General features: G+C 66.6%; 20 protein-coding genes. 8 read left to right on the top strand and 12 right to left on the bottom strand.

Annotated features, from left to right (window positions below; translation table 11 throughout):
• Positions 1-35: 35 nt before the first annotated feature.
• The 11 genes from BLR51_RS16655 to BLR51_RS16610 form a co-directional block, all read right to left on the bottom strand.
• The gene (locus BLR51_RS16655) at positions 36-956 is read right to left on the bottom strand and encodes a cation diffusion facilitator family transporter (protein WP_089849064.1); all 921 of its coding nucleotides are present in this window, start codon (positions 954-956) and stop codon (positions 36-38) included.
• 81 nt (positions 957-1,037) lie between these two features.
• The gene (locus tag BLR51_RS27770) at positions 1,038-1,178 is read right to left on the bottom strand and encodes a hypothetical protein (protein WP_165616852.1); all 141 of its coding nucleotides are present in this window, start codon (positions 1,176-1,178) and stop codon (positions 1,038-1,040) included.
• A 256-nt stretch (positions 1,179-1,434) separates the two neighbouring features.
• On the bottom strand, positions 1,435-2,652 hold the full coding sequence (locus BLR51_RS16650) for a c-type cytochrome (protein WP_089849060.1): 1,218 nt from the start codon (positions 2,650-2,652) through the stop codon (positions 1,435-1,437).
• Positions 2,636-3,910: a sulfite dehydrogenase gene (gene soxC / locus BLR51_RS16645; protein ID WP_089849059.1), complete on the bottom strand. Its 1,275-nt coding sequence runs from the start codon at positions 3,908-3,910 to the stop codon at positions 2,636-2,638. The genes BLR51_RS16650 and soxC overlap by 17 nt, the downstream gene beginning before the upstream one ends.
• Positions 3,911-3,994: 84 nt before the next feature.
• The gene (soxB, locus tag BLR51_RS16640) at positions 3,995-5,692 is read right to left on the bottom strand and encodes a thiosulfohydrolase SoxB (RefSeq protein ID WP_089849057.1); all 1,698 of its coding nucleotides are present in this window, start codon (positions 5,690-5,692) and stop codon (positions 3,995-3,997) included.
• A gap of 93 nt (positions 5,693-5,785) precedes the next feature.
• Positions 5,786-6,637 (bottom strand): sulfur oxidation c-type cytochrome SoxA, encoded by an 852-nt coding sequence (gene soxA / locus BLR51_RS16635; protein ID WP_089849055.1) that lies wholly within the window; start codon positions 6,635-6,637, stop codon positions 5,786-5,788.
• Between the two features lie 59 nt (positions 6,638-6,696).
• Positions 6,697-7,026, bottom strand: coding sequence for a thiosulfate oxidation carrier complex protein SoxZ (gene soxZ / locus BLR51_RS16630; RefSeq protein WP_089849053.1), 330 nt, complete (start codon positions 7,024-7,026; stop codon positions 6,697-6,699).
• Between the two features lie 30 nt (positions 7,027-7,056).
• Positions 7,057-7,476 carry a thiosulfate oxidation carrier protein SoxY gene (gene soxY, locus BLR51_RS16625; RefSeq protein ID WP_089849052.1) on the bottom strand — a complete coding sequence of 140 codons (420 nt, stop codon included), beginning with the start codon at positions 7,474-7,476 and terminating at the stop codon, positions 7,057-7,059.
• A gap of 35 nt (positions 7,477-7,511) precedes the next feature.
• Positions 7,512-7,985 (bottom strand): sulfur oxidation c-type cytochrome SoxX, encoded by a 474-nt coding sequence (gene soxX / locus BLR51_RS16620; protein WP_089849050.1) that lies wholly within the window; start codon positions 7,983-7,985, stop codon positions 7,512-7,514.
• Positions 7,986-8,120: 135 nt separating this feature from the next.
• A complete protein-coding gene (locus BLR51_RS16615; RefSeq protein WP_089849047.1) occupies positions 8,121-8,702 on the bottom strand; it encodes a thioredoxin family protein in 582 nt (193 codons plus the stop codon).
• Between the two features lie 16 nt (positions 8,703-8,718).
• Positions 8,719-9,456, bottom strand: a complete 738-nt coding sequence (locus tag BLR51_RS16610; RefSeq protein ID WP_089849100.1) for a cytochrome c biogenesis CcdA family protein — start codon at positions 9,454-9,456, stop codon at positions 8,719-8,721.
• A gap of 73 nt (positions 9,457-9,529) precedes the next feature.
• On the opposite strand from BLR51_RS16610, the gene BLR51_RS16605 reads away from it, so the two are divergent.
• The 3 genes from BLR51_RS16605 to BLR51_RS16595 all read left to right on the top strand — a co-directional run bounded on the left by BLR51_RS16605 (position 9,530) and on the right by BLR51_RS16595 (position 11,448).
• Entirely contained in the window at positions 9,530-9,940 is a 411-nt protein-coding gene (locus BLR51_RS16605; RefSeq protein WP_089849046.1) for a thioredoxin fold domain-containing protein, read from the top strand.
• A complete protein-coding gene (locus BLR51_RS16600; protein ID WP_375342688.1) occupies positions 9,940-10,305 on the top strand; it encodes an ArsR/SmtB family transcription factor in 366 nt (121 codons plus the stop codon). The genes BLR51_RS16605 and BLR51_RS16600 overlap by 1 nt, the downstream gene beginning before the upstream one ends.
• A gap of 84 nt (positions 10,306-10,389) precedes the next feature.
• Entirely contained in the window at positions 10,390-11,448 is a 1,059-nt protein-coding gene (locus BLR51_RS16595; protein WP_089849044.1) for a YeeE/YedE family protein, read from the top strand.
• 206 nt (positions 11,449-11,654) lie between these two features.
• On the opposite strand, the gene BLR51_RS16590 is transcribed toward BLR51_RS16595, so the two are convergent.
• Positions 11,655-12,242 (bottom strand): riboflavin synthase, encoded by a 588-nt coding sequence (locus BLR51_RS16590; RefSeq protein WP_089849042.1) that lies wholly within the window; start codon positions 12,240-12,242, stop codon positions 11,655-11,657.
• A gap of 106 nt (positions 12,243-12,348) precedes the next feature.
• Here BLR51_RS16590 and BLR51_RS16585 point away from each other — a divergent pair, with 106 nt between their 5' ends.
• The 5 genes from BLR51_RS16585 (at position 12,349) to BLR51_RS16565 (ending at position 20,018) form a co-directional block, all read left to right on the top strand.
• Entirely contained in the window at positions 12,349-13,641 is a 1,293-nt protein-coding gene (locus tag BLR51_RS16585) for a capsule polysaccharide biogenesis protein (protein ID WP_089849040.1), read from the top strand.
• A 93-nt stretch (positions 13,642-13,734) separates the two neighbouring features.
• The gene (locus tag BLR51_RS16580; RefSeq protein WP_089849039.1) at positions 13,735-14,880 is read left to right on the top strand and encodes a polysaccharide biosynthesis/export family protein; all 1,146 of its coding nucleotides are present in this window, start codon (positions 13,735-13,737) and stop codon (positions 14,878-14,880) included.
• A 2-nt stretch (positions 14,881-14,882) separates the two neighbouring features.
• A complete protein-coding gene (locus BLR51_RS16575) occupies positions 14,883-16,910 on the top strand; it encodes a capsule polysaccharide biogenesis protein (RefSeq protein WP_446000282.1) in 2,028 nt (675 codons plus the stop codon).
• 70 nt (positions 16,911-16,980) lie between these two features.
• Complete coding sequence (murJ, locus tag BLR51_RS16570) at positions 16,981-18,534, top strand: murein biosynthesis integral membrane protein MurJ (protein ID WP_089849037.1); 1,554 nt, start codon at positions 16,981-16,983, stop codon at positions 18,532-18,534.
• Entirely contained in the window at positions 18,531-20,018 is a 1,488-nt protein-coding gene (locus BLR51_RS16565) for a phospholipase D family protein (RefSeq protein ID WP_089849035.1), read from the top strand. Before murJ ends, BLR51_RS16565 begins: the two co-directional genes overlap by 4 nt.
• Position 20,019 lies beyond the last annotated feature (1 nt).

Genomic DNA, 20,019 nt, shown 5'->3' with positions numbered 1-20,019 from the left:
GAGGGGCTGCAAGGGCCGCCATGGCCAAAACCGGATCAGGCTCCGCCCCAGTCCTGCGGGGCCGCGCAGGGATGTCGGCTGCATTCCAGCTCCAGCGTGACCCGGGTCAGACCGAAGCGGCTTTGCAGCCGGTCCTTCACCGCGCGCTTGATCGCGTCGGCCTCGTGCCACGCCCCCTGTGCCACCACAAGATGCGCCTGCAGCGCCGCGCTGTGTTCATCAAGCTGCCACAGATGCGCCTTGTGCAGCCCTGCCACGCCTGCCACGCCGCGCGCCTCTTCCAGCACCTCGGCGGGGGCAAGCTCGGGCGGGCTGCCCAGCATGAGGATGCGGATGACCCCGCCGATTTCGGTGCATGCCATCCACAGGATATAGGCAGCGATCAGCAGCGTGACCAGAGGGTCCACCCATGTCCAGCCAAAGAGCAGGATCAGCGTGCCCGCAAGAATGACCGCCACCGAGCCCAGAGCATCCGCCACGTTGTGCAGGAAAGCCGCGCGGATGTTGACGCTGTCCTTGGCCATGGCCCATGTCAGCGCCGCCGTGGCAAGGTCGATGACCAGCGCCACGCCCGCGATGATGACCACGAGCCAGCCCTGCACCGGCTCCGGCGACAGGAAGCGCAGCACCGCCTCCATCGCCAGATAAAGCCCGATCACGATGAGCGTGGTGTAGTTGATGAGCGCCGCCACCACCTCGGCCCGCGCCCAGCCAAAGGGCATTTCCGCCGAGGCCGGGCGGCGCGCGATGCGCCGCGCCAGTGTCGCGATGATCAGCGAGATCGCGTCGGAAAAATTGTGCAGCGCGTCGGCGATCATGGCCAGACTGCCGGACAGCACGCCGCCCACCACCTGCGCCACCGTCAGCGCAAGATTGATGGCAACCGCAAACCCCATGCGCAGGTCGCCCTGCGCCGCCGCGTGGTGATGGTGGTGGTGATGATGTCCGTGCCCCATGTACCTATCAGGCGCGCGCCTGCGCGGAAGGTCAAGGGGGGCCGCGTCACATGGTTAGCCGGGACTTGCCGCGGCGCACCCTCAGACGTGGGTCTGCCCGTCCTGCACCTGCGGCGGAGTGACCATGCGGAAATCGCGCGGTTCCGCGCGCGGCAGAAGCCCCAGAGCGGCAGCAAGCGCCAGCGCGGTGGCCAGCCAGACAATGCCAGTGCGAAAAGTCATGATACGTGTCTCCGGTCTGCGGGCGAAACATCCGCCGAATGGTCAGAATGAAAAGGTCGTGAAGTGGCTTAAATCTGGATCAAATATCGTTGGAGACGCCTGTCTCTGTCATGATCCTGCGCCTTTCGCGGCGGTCCGGCAATTCCGGAATACCTCACCTTTTCGCCATCGGCGGCGCTTGGCCGATGCGGGGCGCGCGCACAAAAAAACCCGGCGCCGCAAGGGCGCCGGGCGATCTGCGTTCAGAGCGGTCCGGTTACGGGAAGCTTTTGAGATACTCGATCACGGCATCAAGATCCTCGTCCTTCCGCAGCCCGGCAAAGGCCATGCGGGTGCCCTTCAGATCCTGCCGCGGATTGGCAAGAAAGGCGCGCAGTTCCTCGGGGGTCCATGTGCCGCCATGTTCCATCATGGCGTCGGAATATTTGAACCCTTCAGCGGCGGCGACCTCGCGGCCCACGATGCCGTTCAGTTCCGGCCCGGTGCGGTTGCTGGCGCCCTCGCCCACCTGATGGCAGGCCTTGCACTTGTTGAAGACCTTCTCGCCCTCTGCGGCAAGATCCGGATCAAAGGCGGCTTCCTGCACCGCAGGCTCCGCCGGGGCGGCCTCTGCGGTCTCGGGTTCCGCCGCTGCGGGCGCGGCGTCCTCGGCGGGGGCAGCCGCCGCTTCGGTCGCGGCGGGCTCCGCCTCGCTGCCTGCCTGATCGGGGGTCACATCCAGCACGGTCGCGCGCATGGTGATTTCCACCTCGTCCTTGCAGGCCTCCATGCAGGGGTCGGCGCGCCATTGCGGATATTCCGTCTCCGCCCGGTCATCGACGATGAACCCTTCGCTGTTGGGCATCTCGACTTCGGTGAAATTCTCGTTCGAGAGGACGAATTCGTCATCCACCAGATCGTTGGAATAAAGGATATAGGCCGTGATGGCATACACCTCGTCATCGCTGAGGATCTGCGCATTGCCAAACGGCATGGAGCGGTGGACGTAATCATAGACCGTGGACAGATAGGGCCAGAACGAGCCCACCGTCTTCAGCGGATCGGCATGGTTCAGCGTGCCGTCCCCCCCGGCGAGCTTCGGCCAGTTGCCAACCCCTTCGGCAAAGGATCCGTGACAGGAGGCGCAGTTGTCCTCGAACAGCATCTCGCCATCCTCGACCGAGCCTGCCCCCACCGGCAGGCCGGTGCCATCGGGGCTGATGTCGTGATCCCATGCCGCGACCTCCTCGGGCAGCGCCGTGCGGCCCAGACCGAACTTGCCATCCCCGGCAGAGGTGGCGGCCTGCGCGGCCCCCACCAGCAGACCCTGCGGCGCCTCGGCGGTCTCGACCGGCTCCGGCGCGGGCAGCGCGCCCAGAAGCTGCGGCTCAGCCGGCATCCCGGCAATGTTGCGGTCGGCGAAATTGACCGCGACCACCATCACGCCCGCGACGCCCAGCGTCGCCGCGCCAAAAAGCTTAAGAGACTTCGACATTTTCGGCCTCTCCGTTCGACTTGATCCACCATGTCTGGATCGCGTTGTTGTGATAGATCGAGTTCAGGCCGCGCACCTCGCGCAGCTGCGCCTTGGTCGGCTGCACATAGCCTGTCTCGTCGATGGCGCGCGACTGCAGCAGCCACTCCTCGCCCTCCCAGACCGTGTCGAGGTAGAAGCGGGTCAGCGCCTTGTTTTCGCCCTCGCGGGCCAGCCGCGCGGTTTCCCATGTCTTGCCGCCGTCCTTGGACACGTCGACGCGGGTGATGCGGCCATGGCCGCTCCATGCCATGCCGGTGATGACCACCGGGCCCTGACCATGGGTGATGGGCATCTGCGGGCTGGGAGAGGTCACCACCGATTTGGCATCCATGACCCAGGTCCACTTGCGAGAGGTGCCATCCGCCAGCGTGTCGGTGTATTTGGAAGTCTCCTCGCGGGATTCCACGGGGCCGTCCATCACCTCGATGCGGCGGATCCACTTCACCCACATGTTGCCTTCCCAGCCCGGCACCACCAGCCGCGCCGGATAGCCATGTTCCTTGCGCAGCGCCTCGCCATTGGCCTTGATGGCGACAAGGCAGTCATCCAGCGCCTTTTCCATGGGGATGGAGCGGCCATTGGAAGACGCATCGGCGCCTTCCACATAGACCCACTTGCCCTCGGTCTCGCCCGACCAGCCCGCCTCGGCCAGAAGCGTGCGCAGCGGGATGCCCGAATATTCCATGTTGTGGATCATGCCATGGGTGAACTGCGCGCCGTTCAGCTGCGCGCCCGCCCATTCCATGCCGGAATTCGCGGCACATTCGCAGAAATACACGTGGTTTTCGCGCGGGAACCGCTCCAGATCGGCATAGCTGAAGACCATCGGCGTCTCCACCAGACCGTTGATCATCAGCCGGTAATCTTCCTTCGCCAGCTCGATCGCCCCGGAATGGTGCCGCTCAAAGGCGCAGCCCGCAGGAGTGATCGTGCCATCCAGCGCGTGGATCGGCGTAAAGTTGATCGAACTGATCGTGTCGGCGGTCAGCCATTCGACGTTGCGCCGGATCACGTCCTCCTCGAACCGGATGGGCAGGCCGTAAGGGGTGGCATCCACCCCGTCGCCAAAGCCCTGCGCCCAAGGCTGCACGGTGGTGATCAGCGGATCGGGATCGGCGGCCTGCGCCATGCCCGCGCCCAGCACGGCCCCACCGGCGGCCACGCTTCCTCTGAGAAAGGCCCGGCGGCTGGTGCCGCGCCCGGTATCCTCTGCCATGTCGAGCTCCTTTTCGGATAGACTTATTCGCCTATGTGAATGAACCGGCGAAAATTTTTTGCCAAATGCCCGCGGCGGGGGCGCTTACGCGCCCACCACCTGCACGCTGGTGTTGTCGGGCACGGTGACCGTGCCCTGCTTGCGGATATGGCTTTCCACCACATCCCAGATCTGCGGCCCCTCGGTGCCCTCGTTCACGCTGGCCCAGCCCGCGACCACATAGGTCTTGGCGGGGTCGATGGCCTCGCCGGTGCTCAGCAGCGTCATCTCGCTGATGCGCTCGCCCTGCGGCTTGGAGATGTCGATGCGGTAGCCCATGCCGCCGATGCGCACCATGTCGCCGCCCTGCTGGTAATAGGGATCGGGGTTGAAGATGTTGTCGGCCACGTCTTCGAGGATCACCTTGATGAACTCCCCGGTCATCTCCGACCGGTAGGCCTTGCCATAGGTCATGGAGGTGACGTTGAAGATGTCCTCGCGGGTGATCGGCGCCCCGGGGATCAGCGACGGCCCCCAGCGCACGCCCGGCGACATGGCGATGTCGGCCTCGCGTTCGGACAGCAGCGCGTTGCAGATCAGGTCATCCCACGAGCCGTTGAAATTGCCCCGGCGATACAGCAGCGACTCCGTCTCGCCGATGACCTCCTCCAGCTCCGCCTTGAAGGGCGCGCGCTGCTCGTCGATCAGCTGCGCCATCTCGGCATCGGGGGTGATCACGTCGGAAAAGATCGGGATCAGCTTGTGGCGGAAGCCCATCATCCGGCCATCGCGCACGTCCAGATCCACGCGGCTGACAAACTTGCCGTTGGAGCCGGAGGCGACGATGATCGTCTCGCCCACCAGCACCGGTTCGGGCAGCGCGTCATGGGTGTGGCCGGACAGGATCACGTCGATGCCCGACACGATGCCCGCCATCTTCTTGTCCACGTCGAAACCGTTATGCGACAGGCAGACCACCAGTTCGGCGCCCTGCGCCCGCACCTCGTCGACCATGGCCTGCATGTTCGCGTCGCGGATGCCGAAGCTGTATTCGGGGAACATCCAGCCGGGGTTGGCGATGGGCATATAGGGGAAGGCTTGCCCGATCACCGCGACCTTGACCCCGCCCCGTTCGAAGACCTGATAGGGCTTGAACGCCTCGGCGGGTTCATCCCATTCCGCGTCAAAGATGTTCTGGCCAAGCGCGGCGAAGGGCAGTCCCTCCACCAGCTCGCGCACCCGGTCGGAGCCCAGCGTGAATTCCCAGTGGAAGGTCATGGCATCCGGCTTCAGCGCGTTCATGACATTGACCATGTCCTGCCCGGCGGTCTTGTAGCAGGTCAGCGAGCCATGCCACGTGTCGCCGCCATCCAGCAGGATCGCGTCGGGCCGGTCGGCGCGGATCGCCTTGACCACCGTGGCCACGCGGTCCATGCCGCCCACCTTGCCATAGGCCTGCGCCAGCGCCGAAAAATCCCCCGAAGACAGCGCGTAATGCGACGGCGAGCCATCCTCGATCCCGTAGAGCCTGCGGAAATCGGCGCCGGTGACATGCGGCACCTCGCCCTTGTTGGGACCGACGCCGATATTGACCGAAGGTTCGCGGAACCAGATCGGTTTCAGCTGCGCATGGATGTCGGTGACATGGATCAGCGAGACATTGCCAAACGTGTCGAACTGCAGAAGCTGGTCCTGCGTCAGCGCCTGCTGCGCCGCCAGCCGCGACCAGTTGCCAAAGCCGCTGGCCCCGACCAGCGCCGAGGCCGCCATGGACACCTGAAGGAAATCGCGTCTGGAGATCATGGGAGAAGGTTCCTTGGTCGTGACACACATGCGCATGTGTGAATTGAATGCGGGCAGAAATCCCGCGCGACGCAGCCGCGCGGGACGAGTGGCTCAGTTGCGGACAGCCGGACCTTCGACGCCAAGCCCGTTGCCGCGCGAGGCGACATAAAGCTCCAGCGCGACAAATTCCGGGGAATCGGCGGCAAAGGTTTCGGCGCGGGTGTCGCGGATGCAGCCGCGGAAGCGGTCATGGCTGCCGACAAGGCTCGCGCTGTTCAGCCGGTAGGTCGGGAAGCCGTTGATCTGGCCCTGGCTCAGGTGGTCGGCGCGGATGTAATTGCCGTAATTCTGCTCGTGGCAGTTGGCGCAGGACAGTTCCAGCAGGCCATACCGGGTGTAATACATCTCCTTGCCCTGTTCCCAGGTCTCGGCAGCGGGTCCGTCGATGGCAACATCAACCGGCATCCCGCGCGAGACCGAGGACATCAGCGCATCCATATACACCGCCGGCTTGGAGTCGTATTTCCACGGCTCGGCGCCCATGCGGTTCACCCGGCAGTCGTTATACTGCATCTGAAGCGTGCGCACCTCGCCCGCCTCTTCGTTCCACTTGGGATAGACCGGGCGCACGCCCGCCATCTCCTCGGGGTCGCCATGGCAGTCGGCGCAGGATTTGCCCTCGCTGCCTTCGGGGGCGTTCCATGTGTCGATGGCCTGATCGACAAAGATCATCCCCGGATTGTCGAAATCGTCCATCTCGAGAGCCTGCGTCTCGTCCGCCCGGAAATGCCAGCCCGAGACGATCTCGTCGAGGTTTTCAAGATGGTCCGGCGCGGCGGTCTTGGTGGTGATTTCCAGATCCCCGTTGATGATCAAGGTGTCATCATCCGCGCCGCCCGCACTCAGCATCGGTGCAGACAGGGCCAGAGTGGCAATGACAGCCGTCATGGTCTTGTACTTCATGTCGCTTCTCCCTCCCTGAAAGACCCCGCCCCGTCTTCTCGCGGGGCGGGGCTCCGAAATCATGCGATTTCGATGCTCTGCGTGTCTTCGTAGACCGAGCCGTCGTCGTCGTACCACGTGAACTTGAAGTCACCGGCTTCGTTCACCATGGCTTCGAATTCGAAGTAGGGATTGGTCGAAATCGCCGGATCCATGGCCACGTCAAGGACCATCTCGCCGTTGAATTCGCAGGTGAAGCGGTTGATGATCGACCGCGGGATCACGTTGCCGCTGCTGTCCTTGCGCTGGCCGGATTCCATCGGGTGGCTGATGAGCGTCTTCAGCATCACAGCCTCGCCAGCGGCGGCGGATTTGGGGACTTTCACCCGGGGTTTGACACCGTCTGCCATTTTAAACGTCTCCTGATGAGAGGGGGTCGATCAGCCGCCGCAGCCGCCGATGGTGACTTTCACGGTCTTGCTGGTGCGGGCAAAGCTGCCATCGGCCAGCTTGGCCACCGCCACCACATCCTGCGTGCCGGCCAGCCGGATCCGGGTGGAGGCATATTGCGACGCGGCGAGCGGGCCGAAGTTGAAGGTGGCCACGGGCGGGGTCGGGTTGCCGGTGGCAAGCACCAGAATGGCCGACGCGCCTTCGGCACGCACTTCGATCGGCACGGTATTGCCGTTTTCCGCGATCTCGGGCGCGGTCAGTTCCACCCCGGTATCGGCCATGTCGGCGCCACCGGTGAACTCTGCGATCAGCTCTTCGCTGGTCGCGGCATAGGCCCCGGCGGGCAGCAGCGTGACCAGAGCGGCGGCACCGCCGATGGCCAGGGTTTCACGACGTGTGAAGTCCATGTTGCATGTCTCCTGAATCTGGGTGGTCGCGTCTGTCAGTCCTGCAACGTCATGAGGAACGCGACCACGTCCTCTACGTCCTGTGCGGCGAGAATGGGGGAAATCGTCTCTGACGCGGCCTTGCCGGTATACCCGTCCCCCGGACGGATGAACCCGCTGGTCTTGTAGAAGGCGGGCATCACCGTGCCTTCGAAGGTGTGCTTGGCATTGGCGATGATCCCGCGCAGTTCCGCCTCGCTCCGATAGCCGCCCACGCCGTCAAGCGGCGGCCCGACTTCGCCATGGAAGGGCGCATTGTCCAGTGCAGAGACCGCGTGGCAGGCCACGCAATTGCCCAGACCGCGGTTGACCGCGATCTTGGCGCCGTTTTCCGGGTTGCCGGGCTGGCCGGTCAGCGAAGCCTCTACCGCGCCGTAGTCGTCATAGACGACGTCATCGGGTAGAACGGTCTCGGCCGCGGCCACCCCGGCAAAAAGCGCGGCGGCCAGCGTCATCCCTATAAACTTCATGTCTCCTCCCTAGGCTCAAGCCGGCCCTTGTTCCGGGCCTCGTCGTCTTTGGCTATGGAATACCGTAGTCTACCGCAGCCCCTTTACGCAACAACAAATTCACGGATGTGAATTACTGTCCGTTAACCTTTCGACTCAGTCGGTGGCGCCATCGGCGCGTTCCTGAATCCGTCTGGCGTGATAACGCTGGAAATCTTCGCCGTTATCAAGCTCGTATCGCTTCTCGGCGACCCATGTGAACATGTCGAGCGTCGTGCCCTTGCCAAAGGCGCCCGGCATCACCGCCACCGCCGCCTCTGTCGCCGTGGCATCCTCGGGCACCTCTTCGGGCAGAAACACGATGTTTGGCGTGAACAGCACCCGCCATTTCTGCGCCGCAGCCTTCTCGGGCAGCGACTCACCGTCAAAATCGGTGACCTCGGTGTCGCCATGCAGGTTGATCTGCACCACATAGAAATTGTCGGCGATGTAATCGCTCACCTCGGCGTCGGAAAACACCTCCTCGTGCATCTGGTGGCAGTAGATGCAGCCGCGCTGCTCCACGAACAGCACCAGCCGCTTGCCCTCGGCATTGGCCTCGGCCAGATCCTCGCGCAGATCCTTGAAGGTGTCGCGCATCCAAGGCTCCTTGTAGAGCCCGTCATCGCCCATCTCGGCCGCCCAGAGGGGCAGCGCGATACAGGTTGCGGCCAGAGCCGCGGCAAAACGCAGAAACATCTCTCTCCTCCCTTGGTCAGCCGAGCGCCGTGAAGCCCGGGAATGTCTCGATCATCCATGTCGAGATCGTGTTCACGGTGTCGGTCGCGATCAGTATCGCAAACACGATCAGCAGCACGCCCATCACTTTCTCGGCATGATTGAGATAGCGGCGGTTACGCTGCATCCAGGTCAGGAATGGCCGCGCAAAAGCCGCCGCCAGCACGAAGGGCGCGGTCATGCCCAGCCCGAACACCGCCAGCAGCAGCGCGCCCATCACGATATCGCCCATGCCGCTTGCGATCATCAGGATCGAGGCCAGCACCGGCCCCACGCAGGCGGTCCAGCCAAAGCCGAAGGCCAGCCCCATGACATAGGCGCCCAGCACCGTCGACGGGTCCGCCTTGCTGTCCATCCGCTTTTCCCGGTAGAGGAACCCGATCTTGATGACGCCCAGAAAATGCAGCCCGAACAGGAAGATGACCGCCGCCGCCACATAAGACAGCGGCCGCCGCCAGTCGGCAAAGGCCTGCCCCAGCGCGGTGGCCCCCATCCCCAGCAGCATGAAGATCGTGGTCACGCCCAGCGCGAACATCACCGAAGAGACCAGAAGCCGCCGCTGCGCCCCGGGCGCGATCGCCCCGTCGCCGCGCAGCTCCGCCATGGAAATCCCCGCCATGTATGACAGGTAAAAAGGTACCATCGGCAGGATGCAGGGGGTGAAGAAGGCACCGAAGCCCGCCAGCAGGGCCCCCAGAAAGCTGATGTCGAACAAGCCCGCCTCCCCCGCCTTGAACAATTCACATATTCATATTACCTTGTCCGACGATACGTCAACCGGGTGTGCGATGCGCCTTTCCGTCCTTCTGTTTGCAGGGCTTGCCGCCCTTGCCCTGTTCAGCGCCCCGGCGCGGGCAGAGCTGCGTCTGCTGATGGTCGAACAGCAGGGCTGCGCCTATTGCGCGCTCTGGAACCGGCAGATCGCCCCCGCCTATCCCAACACCTCCGAAGGCCGGTTTGCGCCGCTTTTGCGGGCGGATCTGCGCGATCCCCCGCCCGACGGCGTGACATATGCCCGAAAGGTGGTATTCACGCCCACCTTCCTCCTGATAGAGAACGGTCAGGAACTGGCCCGCATGGAAGGCTACGTGGGCGAGGATTTCTTCTGGCCGATGCTCGCGCGCATGCTGGAGCAGCACACGGACTACGATCCCGGCGCGGTGGAGGACGGCCCGGCGATCCCTCTGGAGGGTGGGTGATGAACATGACGCTTCCGGTCATCTCTGACGATCTGAGCGAGGCGGAACTGGACCGGATCGTCGACAAGGCGACAGCGGCCTCGGCCTTTCTCAAGGCGATCAGCCATGAAGGCCGCCTGATGATCCTGTGCCATCTGGTCACCGGCGAGAAATCCGTGACCGAACTGGAGGATCTGCTCTCTGCCCGGCAGGCCGCCGTGTCGCAGCAGCTGTCGCGCCTGCGGCTCGAAGGGCTGGTGGTGCCGCGCCGCGACGGCAAGGCCATCTATTACCGGCTCGCCGATGACCGGCCCCGCCGCATGCTGGAATGCGTCTACGAGCTGTTCTGCGCCGAAGACGGCGCGCCCACCAGCAGCGGATCCTGACCGAACACATTCCAGAACACGCTTGCGAATTTCGCGACATCATCCCATACTCCGCCCTCACGACAGCGGAGGAGGAGCCCTGTCATGATCGACAGCATCACCGACCATCATCTGGTCGCCCTGATCGGGCTGGCCAGCGGCCTGCTTCTGGGCCTTGCCGCCCGGCTGGGGCGGTTCTGCACCCTCGGCGCCATCGAGGATGTGCTCTATGGCGGATCCGACCTGCGGCTGCGCATGTGGGGGGTGGCCATCGGCACGGCGGTGCTCGGCAGTTTCGGGCTGATGGCGGCGGGCCTGCTAGAGGCGACCGACACCTATTACCTGTCGGTCCGCTGGGTGCCACTGGCCTCCATCGCGGGAGGGCTGGCCTTTGGCTATGGCATGGCGCTGGCGGGCACCTGCGGCTATGGCGCCATCGCCCGGCTGGGCGGCGGCGACCTGCGCAGCTTCGTCATCGTGCTGGTGATGGGCGTGTCCACCTATGTGGTGCTGTCCGGCCCGCTGGCGCCGCTGCGCGTGGCGCTGTTCCCGCAGGCGGAGGTCATCACCACAACGCCGCCGGGGCTGGCGCACTGGCTGGCGCGCCTGACCGGCCTGCCGGTCACGGCGCTCGGGCTCGGCTTCGGCGCGCTGATCCTCGCGGGCGCGCTCGCCTCGCCCGGGCTGCGCGCGAAACCGAAACAGGTGGCATGGGCCATGGCCGTCGGCCTCGCCATCGTGCTGGCCTGGGCGGGCACGGCCTGGGTTGCGGCCACGGGCTTTGCCGGCGTGCCGGTGGCCTCGCACAGCTTCGCCGCGCCCTTGGGCGACTCGCTGCTGTGGTGGATGACCGGATCGGCGCGCCCCATCACCTTTGCCGTGGGATCCGTGGCCGGGGTCTGGGCCGGCGCCTTCCTCGGCTCGCTGATCAAGGGGCACTTCCGCTGGGAGGCCTGCGAGGATCCGCGCGAACTGCGCCGCCAGATCATCGGCGCGGCCCTGATGGGCGCGGGCGCGGTCGTGGCCATGGGCTGCACCATCGGTCAGGGCCTTTCGGCCTTTTCGGTGCTGGCCCTGTCGGCCCCGGTCACCATGGCGGCCATCTTCGCGGGCGCCGCACTCGGCCTGCGCCAGCTCATCCTCGGCTTCCAGCCCGCCGAATGACCGCCCGCGCTGCCGCACCACAAGACGCCACAGCAGCCCCCGCCCCTTCTTCTTGGCAAAAATATCCCGGGGAGCGCGAGGGGCAGCGCCCCTCGCCTTTCCCAGTGCCGCGCCTCCGGCGCGAGAGGCAGAGCCCCTCGCCTTGATCTGGCACCGCGCCTCCGGCGCGAGGGGCAGAGCCCCTCGCCTTGATCTGGCGCCGCGCCTCAGCTCATCTCGGCCAGCCGCGCCACGTAGCGCGCCATGGTGTCCACCTCCAGATTGACCCGGTCGCCCACCGCGACCCGGCCCCATGTGGTGACCTCTTTGGTATGCGGGATGAAGTTGATGCCGAACACCGCGCCCTGCACTTCGTTCACCGTCAGCGAGGTGCCGTTCAGCGCCACCGATCCCTTGGGCGCGATGAACTTGGCCAGCGCCTCGGGGGCGCGCAGCTGCACGCGGGTGCTGTCGCCCTCGTCGGTCACCGACACCACCTCCGCCAGCCCGTCCACATGACCGGACACGATATGCCCGCCCAGCTCGTCGCCGACCTTCAGCGCGCGTTCCAGATTGATGCGCTGGCCCGCGGTCCAGCCGCCAAGATTGGTCTTTGAAAGGGTTTCCGCGCTGATCTGCACGTCGAACCAGTCCGGCCCCAGCGTCACCACGGTCAGGCAGACCCCGTCGCAGGCGATCGAGGCGCCGATGTCGATGCCGCCGGTGTCATACCGCGTGCCGATCCGCGCGGTCAGATCCCCCGCCTGCGTCAGATCGCGGATTTCGCCCATGTCGGTGACGATGCCGGTGAACATGCCGCTTCTCCCTGTCTGCCCCATGAGGGCCTTATTCTGGTCACGAAATCACGGTAGCGTCCTCCATCGGACCGCCCCGGACGGGGCCAATCCTTAGCGGGGGGCCATGACCAAGGCAACAGCGCAGCACCGGGTCTTCCTGTTCCTTCAGGGTCCGCACGGGCCGTTCTTTCACCGTCTGGGCCAGATGCTGCGCCGCACCGGGGCCGAGGTCTGGCGCGTCGGCTTCAACGCGGGCGACCGCGCCTTCTGGTTCCATCCGCAAAGCTACCTGCCCTTCACCGCCCCGCCCGCCGACTGGCCCGACCACCTGCGCACGCTCCTCAGCGAGAAGCGCGTCACCGATCTGGTGCTCTATGGCGACACCCGCCCGCTGCATGCGCAGGCCGTGGCCGAGGCGCGCGCCCGGGGCCTGACCGTGCATGTCTTCGAAGAAGGCTACATGCGCCCCTACTGGATCACCTATGAACGCGGCGGCGCCAATGGCCATTCCCGGCTGATGCAGATGACCGTGCCCGAGATGCGCGCGGCGCTCGAACGTTCGGACATGGAGGCGCCGCTGCCCCCCGGCCATTGGGGCGACATGCGCCAGCACATCTTTTACGGCGCGCTCTACCACTGGTTCGTGCTGTTCCGGAACGGTGATTACCGCGCCTTCCGCCCACATCGCGACCTGTCGGTGGCGCGCGAATTCCAGCTTTACGTCAAGCGCCTGCTGCTGATGCCGGTCAACCGCGCCGAGCGGCTGATCGAGACGCTGCGCATCCGGCTGGGCGGCTTTCCCTATCATCTGGCGTTGCTGCAGCTGGAACATGATGCCAGCTTCCGCCAGCATTCGCCCTTTGGCTCGATGACCGAATTTCTGGATCTGGTGATCGAGGGGTTCGCCCGCGGCGCCCCCGGCCATCATCATCTGGTGGTCAAGGCGCATCCGCTGGAAAACGGCCAGTTCCCGCTGCGCCGCGCCATCCGCGACACTGCCCGCCGTCTGGGGGTCGAGGACCGGGTGCATTTTGTCCCCGGCGGCAAGCTGGCGCAGTTGCTGAACGACGCGCGCAGCGCCGTCACCGTCAATTCCACCGCCGGACAGCAGGTGCTGTGGCGCGGCATCCCGCTGCGGGTCTTTGGCCGGGCAGTCTATGCCAAGCCGGAATTCGTCTCGGACCAGCCGCTGGCCGAGTTTTTTGCCCAGCCCACCCCGCCCGACAACCGCGCCTACAAGCAGTTCCGCCGCTATCTGCTGGAAACCAGCCAGCTGCCCGGCGGCTTCTATTCCGCCCGCGGGCGGCGGCAGCTGCTGCGGCAGGTGGTCGACATGATGCTGGCCCCGCATGATCCCTATGACGCGCTGCGTCACGGAACCGCGGCGCCCCGGCAACAGTTGCGGCTTGTCCGCTGAGCGGCAGGCCCCGACAGGGTATGTTTTTGCAAGGTCCTGCGCTAGGGTTTTCCAAAAAAGCCAGAGGCAAGAACAGGTCGAGGAGACCGAGCAGTGAAACAGTTTCCCAGTCGATGGGCGCAATCCGTCGCACTTCTGGTCGCGGTGTCGTTTCTGGCCTCCTGCGGCCTGCCGCGCGTCGGCCCCAACAAACGCGAGATCTATGCCGGATCGGTGATGCAGGAAGGCGACGCCTTTGTCGTCTCGGTCAATGACCGCGTGACCCGCGCCACCGCCGTGGTCCCGGCACTTGGCTTTTCCGAACAGTTCCAGAGCGCGGGTCTGGTCGGATCGGACACGATCCAGCCGGGGGACGTGCTGGGCCTGACCATCTGGGAAAACGTCGATGACGGGCTTCTGGCGGCGGAAACCACCAATTCCACCATCCTTGAAGAAGTGCAGGTCGATGGCTCGGGCTCCATCTTCGTGCCCTATGCAGGCCGGATTCAGGCCGCCGGCAATTCCCCCGAAGCGATCCGCCGCCTGATCACCGACAAGCTGCAGGACCAGACTCCCGATCCGCAGGTCGAGGTGCGGCGTCTGGCGGGCGACGGATCCAGCGTCAGCCTTGTGGGCGCGGTGGGAGCGCAGGGCGTCTATCCGATCGAACGGCCCACGCGCACGCTGTCGGCCATGCTGGCCCGCGCCGGGGGCATCGCCATCGAGCCGGAGATCGCGCAGATCACCGTGCTGCGCGGCGGGCATCAGGGCAAGATCTGGTTTCAGGATCTCTACAAGAACCCGCGCTATGACATCGCGCTGCGCGGCGGCGACCGGATTCTGGTCGAGGAAGACACCCGCGCCTTCACCGCGCTTGGCGCCACCGGCACGCAGGCCCGCGTGCCCTTCGAGACGCAGACCCTGTCGGCGGTGGAGGCCATCGCACAGGTCGGCGGGCTGGTGCCCACCGCCGCCGATCCCACCGGCGTGTTCATCTTCCGCAACGAACCCGCCGACATCGCCAATCAGGTGCTGGGCCGCACCGACCTGATCGGCGCGCAGCGCATGGTCTATGTGCTGGATCTGACCCGGCCCAACGGCGTCTTCATGGCGCGTGACTTCGTCGTGCGCGATCAGGACACGCTCTACGTCACCGAAGCGCCCTACGCGCAGTGGAACAAGGCCATCGCCGCCATCACCGGCTCGCTGACCACGGTCAGCACGGTGGCCACGGTGTCGGATTCGCTGTCCGGCAGCTGAACGTGCCCCTGAACAATCATAACGAGGGACAGGGCAGCGCCGGGGGAGAAATCCCCCGGCGTCTTTTTGTCTACAGCGCCGGGTTTCTGACCCAGCGCCGCCTGCGCCGGATGCTGGCGGCGGCGGGCTGGCAGATCTCGCTGGGCCTGCCGGGGCCGGGCGATCATGTCGGTGTCTGGGGCCAGTCGCCCTATGCCGCGCGCGGAGAGGCGATTGCCGCCCGCCATGGTGCCCCGCTGCTGCGGATCGAGGATGCCTTTCTGCGCTCGCTGCAGCCGGGCTGCGCCGGAGAGCCGCCGCTGGGGCTGATGCTGGATGCGCGCGGCGTGCATTTCGATGCGCGGCAGGCTTCGGATCTGGAACATCTGCTGGCCACGCATCCGCTGGACGATCACGCCCTGCTCGACCGGGCGCGCGGCGGCATCGCGCGGCTGCGCGAGAAGCATCTGACCAAATATACCGGCTTTGACCCGGCTGCTCCGCTGCCCGCGCCGGGCTATGTGCTGGTGGTGGACCAGACGCGCGGCGATGCCTCGGTCCGGGCCTGTGGCGCCGACCGCAACCGGTTTCTGGAAATGCTGATGATCGCGCGCGAGGAAAACCCCGGCGCGCGCGTCCTGATCAAGACCCATCCCGAAACCGCGCAGGGCCACCGCCCCGGCCATTTCACCGCCGAAGACGCCACCGGCCCCGTCAGCCTCTGCGCCGATTCCGTCTCGCCTTGGGCGCTGCTGGAGGGGGCGGTGGCGGTCTATACCGTTTCCTCGCAGCTGGGGTTCGAGGCGATCCTTGCCGGTCACCGCCCGCGCGTCTTTGGCACGCCCTTCTATGCGGGCTGGGGGCTTAGCACCGACGAGGCGCAGTTTCCCCGCCGCAGACGCCACCTGACCCGCGCGCAGCTGTTTGCGGCGGCGATGATCCTGCACCCGCTCTGGTATGATCCCTGCCGCGACCGGCTCTGCGAGTTCGAGGACGCGCTCTCGGCCTTCGAGGCGCAGACCCGGGCATGGCGCGAGGATCATCGCGGCTGGGTCGCCCATGGCATGCGCGCGTGGAAACGCGGCCCGCTGCAGGGCTTTTTCGGCACGCAGCGCCCGGTGATCTTTGCCAGCGCTCGCACCCCGCCCTCTGACCGGCGCCACATGGTCTGGGCCAGCAAGGCGGCAGAGGACGACACCGCCGTGCGGGTTGAGGACGGTTTCCTGCGCTCGCGCGGGCTGGGGGCCGATCTGGTGCCGCCGCTGTCGCTGGTGCTGGACGATCTGGGCATTCATTACGACCCCTCCCGCCCGTCGCGGCTGGAGCATCTGATTGCGCGCCGCGCAGAGCTGCGCCCGGACCAGATCCAGCGCGCCGCGCGGCTGATCCGGACCATGACGGCGGGCGGGCTCAGCAAATACAACCTTGGCGGGGCGCTGCCCGACCTGCCGCCGGGCCACCGCATCCTTGTGCCCGGTCAGGTGGAGAATGACGCCAGCCTCCAGAAAGGCAGCCCGCAGATCCGCCGCAACGCCGATCTGCTGGCGCGGGTGCGCGCAGAAAACCCCGGCGCGGTGATCCTGTGGCGCCCGCATCCCGATGTGGTGGCCGGGCTGCGCGCGGGCATGGTGGAGCAGCCCGAGCTTTGGGCCGATGCCACCGTGGCACAGGCCGACATGGCCGCACTGCTGGGCGCGGTGCAGGAGGTGTGGACGCTGACCTCCCTCACCGGGTTCGAGGCGCTGCTGCGCGGCGTGCCCGTCACCACGCTGGGCCTGCCCTTCTATGCGGGCTGGGGGCTGACCCGCGATCTGAGCCCGCCGCCCGCGCGCCGCCTGACCGGCCCGCGCCCCACGCTTGAAAGCCTCGTGCATGCCGCGCTGATCGACTATCCGCGCTACCGCGATCCGGTCAGCGGCCAGCCCTGCGCGGTGGAGGTGATCTGCGACCGGCTGCGCCACGGCCCCCTGCCCCGACCTGGTCCCGCCAACCGGGCGCTGGCCAAGGCGCAGGGCTGGCTGGCCGGTCACGCGCATCTGTGGCGGCGCTGATGCGCGCCCCCTTTTACCGCCCAAGGCGATGAGCTAGGCCTGCCCTGCAACCCCGGACGGAGATCCAGACATGAAACCCATCCGCCTGATTTCGGGCATCATGACGGTCGGGTTCTGGACCCTTGCCAGCCGCGTGCTGGGGGTCGCCCGCGAGATCTTCATCCTTGCCTATATCGGCCCCGGCCCGGTGATGGATGCCTTTGTCGCGGCCTTCCGCCTGCCCAACATGTTCCGCCGCTTCTTTGCCGAAGGCGCGTTCAACGCCGCTTTTGTGCCGATCTTCTCCAAGAAATACGAAGGCGGCGAGGATCCCTCGCGCTTCGCCTCCGAAGCGATGAACGGGCTCGCCTTCGTGCTGCTGGTGCTGTCGGGTCTGGCGCTGGTGTTCATGCCCGCGCTGGTCTGGGCCACGGCGGGCGGGTTTGCAGGGGATGCGCGGTTCGATCTGACCGTCGGCTTCGGGCGCATCGTCTTTCCCTATATCTTCTTCATCTCGCTGGCGGCGCTGTGTTCGGGCGTGCTGAACGCCACCGGCCATTTTGCCGCCGCCGCCGCCGCACCGGTGCTGCTGAACATCTTCGTGATCGCGGCCATGATCGCAGGTGCGGTGCTGGGCGGCGATGTGGTGCTGTGGCTGATCTGGGCCATCCCGCTGGCCGGGGTGGCGCAGCTTGTGCTGGTCTGGATCGCCACCACGCGCTCGGGCATTCGCCTGCGCCCCGGGCGCCCGCGCTGGACGCCCGACATGAAGCGGCTGGTGCGGGTCGCGGTGCCCGCAGCGCTGGCTGGCGGGGTCATGCAGATCAACCTGCTGGTCGGCCAGCAGGTCGCGTCGAATTTCGAAAAGGCGGTGGGCTGGCTATACGCCGCTGACCGGCTCTATCAGCTGCCGCTGGGGGTGGTGGGCATTGCCGTCGGCATCGTGCTGCTGCCCGACCTGTCGCGGCGGCTCAAGGCGCAGGATGATGCGGGCGCGCGCCACGCCTTTTCCCGCGCGGGCGAACTGTCGCTGGCGCTGACCGTGCCCGCCGCCGTGGCGCTGGTGGTGGTGCCGCTGCCCATCGTGTCGGTGCTGTTCCAGCGCGGCCAGACCAGCATGGCCGACGCGCAGGCCATTGCCCTGGCCGTCGCCATCTACGGGCTGGGCCTGCCCGCCTTCGTGCTGCAGAAGGTTCTGCAGCCGCTCTTCTTTGCGCGCGAGGACACGCGCACCCCGTTCCGCTACGCGCTGTGGTCCATGGCGGTGAACGCGGTGCTGGCGATCGGGCTCGCACCGGTGCTGGGCTGGATCGCGCCTGCCATCGCCACCACCGTGTCGGCATGGATCATGGTGGCGCAGCTGGCATGGGGCGGGCGCCGTCTGGGCGAGGTGGCGCGGTTCGATGACCGGTTCCGCCGCCGCATCTGGCGGATCTGTCTCGCCTCCGTGCTGATGGGGGCGGTGCTGTGGGGAACCATGTGGCTGCTGACGCCGTTCCTGAGTGTAAGCTTCTGGCGGGCTCTTGTGCTTGCCCTGCTCATCGGCATCGGGATGCTGGCCTATGCCGTGGCGGGACAGGTGACAGGCGCATTCCGCTTGTCCGAATTCCGCGCCGCATTCCGCCGCAAAGGCCGATCCACATGACGCTGACTCCCCTGATTACCGCCGCCGAGGGCTTCCCCGCGCTCGAACGGCTGGCCGATTCCGCCCGCGAGGAGCTTGTGATGAGCTTCCGCATCTTCGACCCGACCACCCGGCTGCACAGCCCCGACCTGCTGGCGCGGGGACTGGCGACATGGGCCGATCTTCTGGCCGAGATCAGCCGCCGCGGCGTGCGGCTGCGGCTGATGATTTCGGATTTCGATCCCGTCTTCACCTCGGATCTGCACCGGCAGGCATGGACTTCTGCCAAGGGCTTCGCCGAAACGCTGCAGGGCGACGCGCAAGTGATCTGCGCGCCGCACGGACAGGCGGCGGGCTGGGTCTGGCGCATGGTCATGCGCGGGCGCATCACCCGCAAGCTGGCCGAACTGCGCGAGCTTGACCCCGACGAGCTGACCCCGGTGCAGCGCGCGGTTCTGGCCGGGGCCGTGGCGCTGCGCCCGGTGACCATCCACCAGAAATTCGCCGTGGCCGACCGGCAAAGCTGCGTGATCGGCGGGCTCGACATCAACGAACGCCGCTATGACACGCCCGAACATGACCGCCCCAGCGACGAGACATGGCACGATGTCTCCATGGTGGTGGAGGATGCGGAGTTCGCCGCCGTGCTGCACCACCATTTCGGCACCTGCTGGAACGCGGCGCTGGATTGCGGCACCCCCTGCCTGACCGGCGAGGCCGTGCGCTTTGACACCGACACCCGCCCGCAGGGCAGCGCCGACCTGCGGCTGGTGCGGACCTTCTCCGCGCCCTGTTCCGCCCCCGCGCGGCTGGCGCCGCGTGCCACCATCATCGAGCATGAAAAGACCATCCTCGCCCTGATCGGCGAGGCGCAGCGCCACATCTATGTGGAAACCCAGTTCCTGCGTCACCGCCCCGTGGTCGAGGCGCTGGTGCGCGCCGCCGGACGGCACGAGCAGCTGCAACTGGTGGTGGTGCTGCCGCCCTTCGCAGACCGCGTGCTTTACGAGGCGAATGACAGCTGGGATGCCCGACACGGCCACGCGCTGCAATCCGAGGCGGTGGGCCGCCTGACCCGCGCCTTTGGCGACCGGCTGGCGCTGATCTCTCCCGGGCAGCCGCGCCCCGCCCCCGAAGACGTGCCGCCGCTGCATGGCGCGGGCCCGGTCTATGTGCATTCCAAGGTGCTGCTGGTGGATGACCGCGTGGGTCTGGTGGGCTCGGCCAATCTCAATGGCCGGTCGCTGCGCTGGGATACCGAAGCCTCGATCCTGTTCCGCCGTCCCGAGACGGTGATCGCCCTGCAGCGGCGGCTGGCCGAAATCTGGCTGGGCGCGCATCTGGAGGGGCACGATCCGGTGCAGTCGCGCACGTGGCGCCGCGCCGCGCTGGCCAATGCCGCCCGCCTGCCCGAAGAGCGCGAAGGCTTTGCCCTGCCCTACCCCAATGCCTCGGGCAAGGCGTTTTCGCGGTTCCTGCCGGTCCTGCCCGCCGACATGTTCTGAC

Source organism: Salipiger marinus (genome assembly GCF_900100085.1).
Taxonomy (GTDB): domain Bacteria; phylum Pseudomonadota; class Alphaproteobacteria; order Rhodobacterales; family Rhodobacteraceae; genus Salipiger; species Salipiger marinus.
The sequence above is the reverse complement of the archived record's forward strand: the minus strand, read 5'-3'. Positions and strand labels throughout refer to the sequence as shown.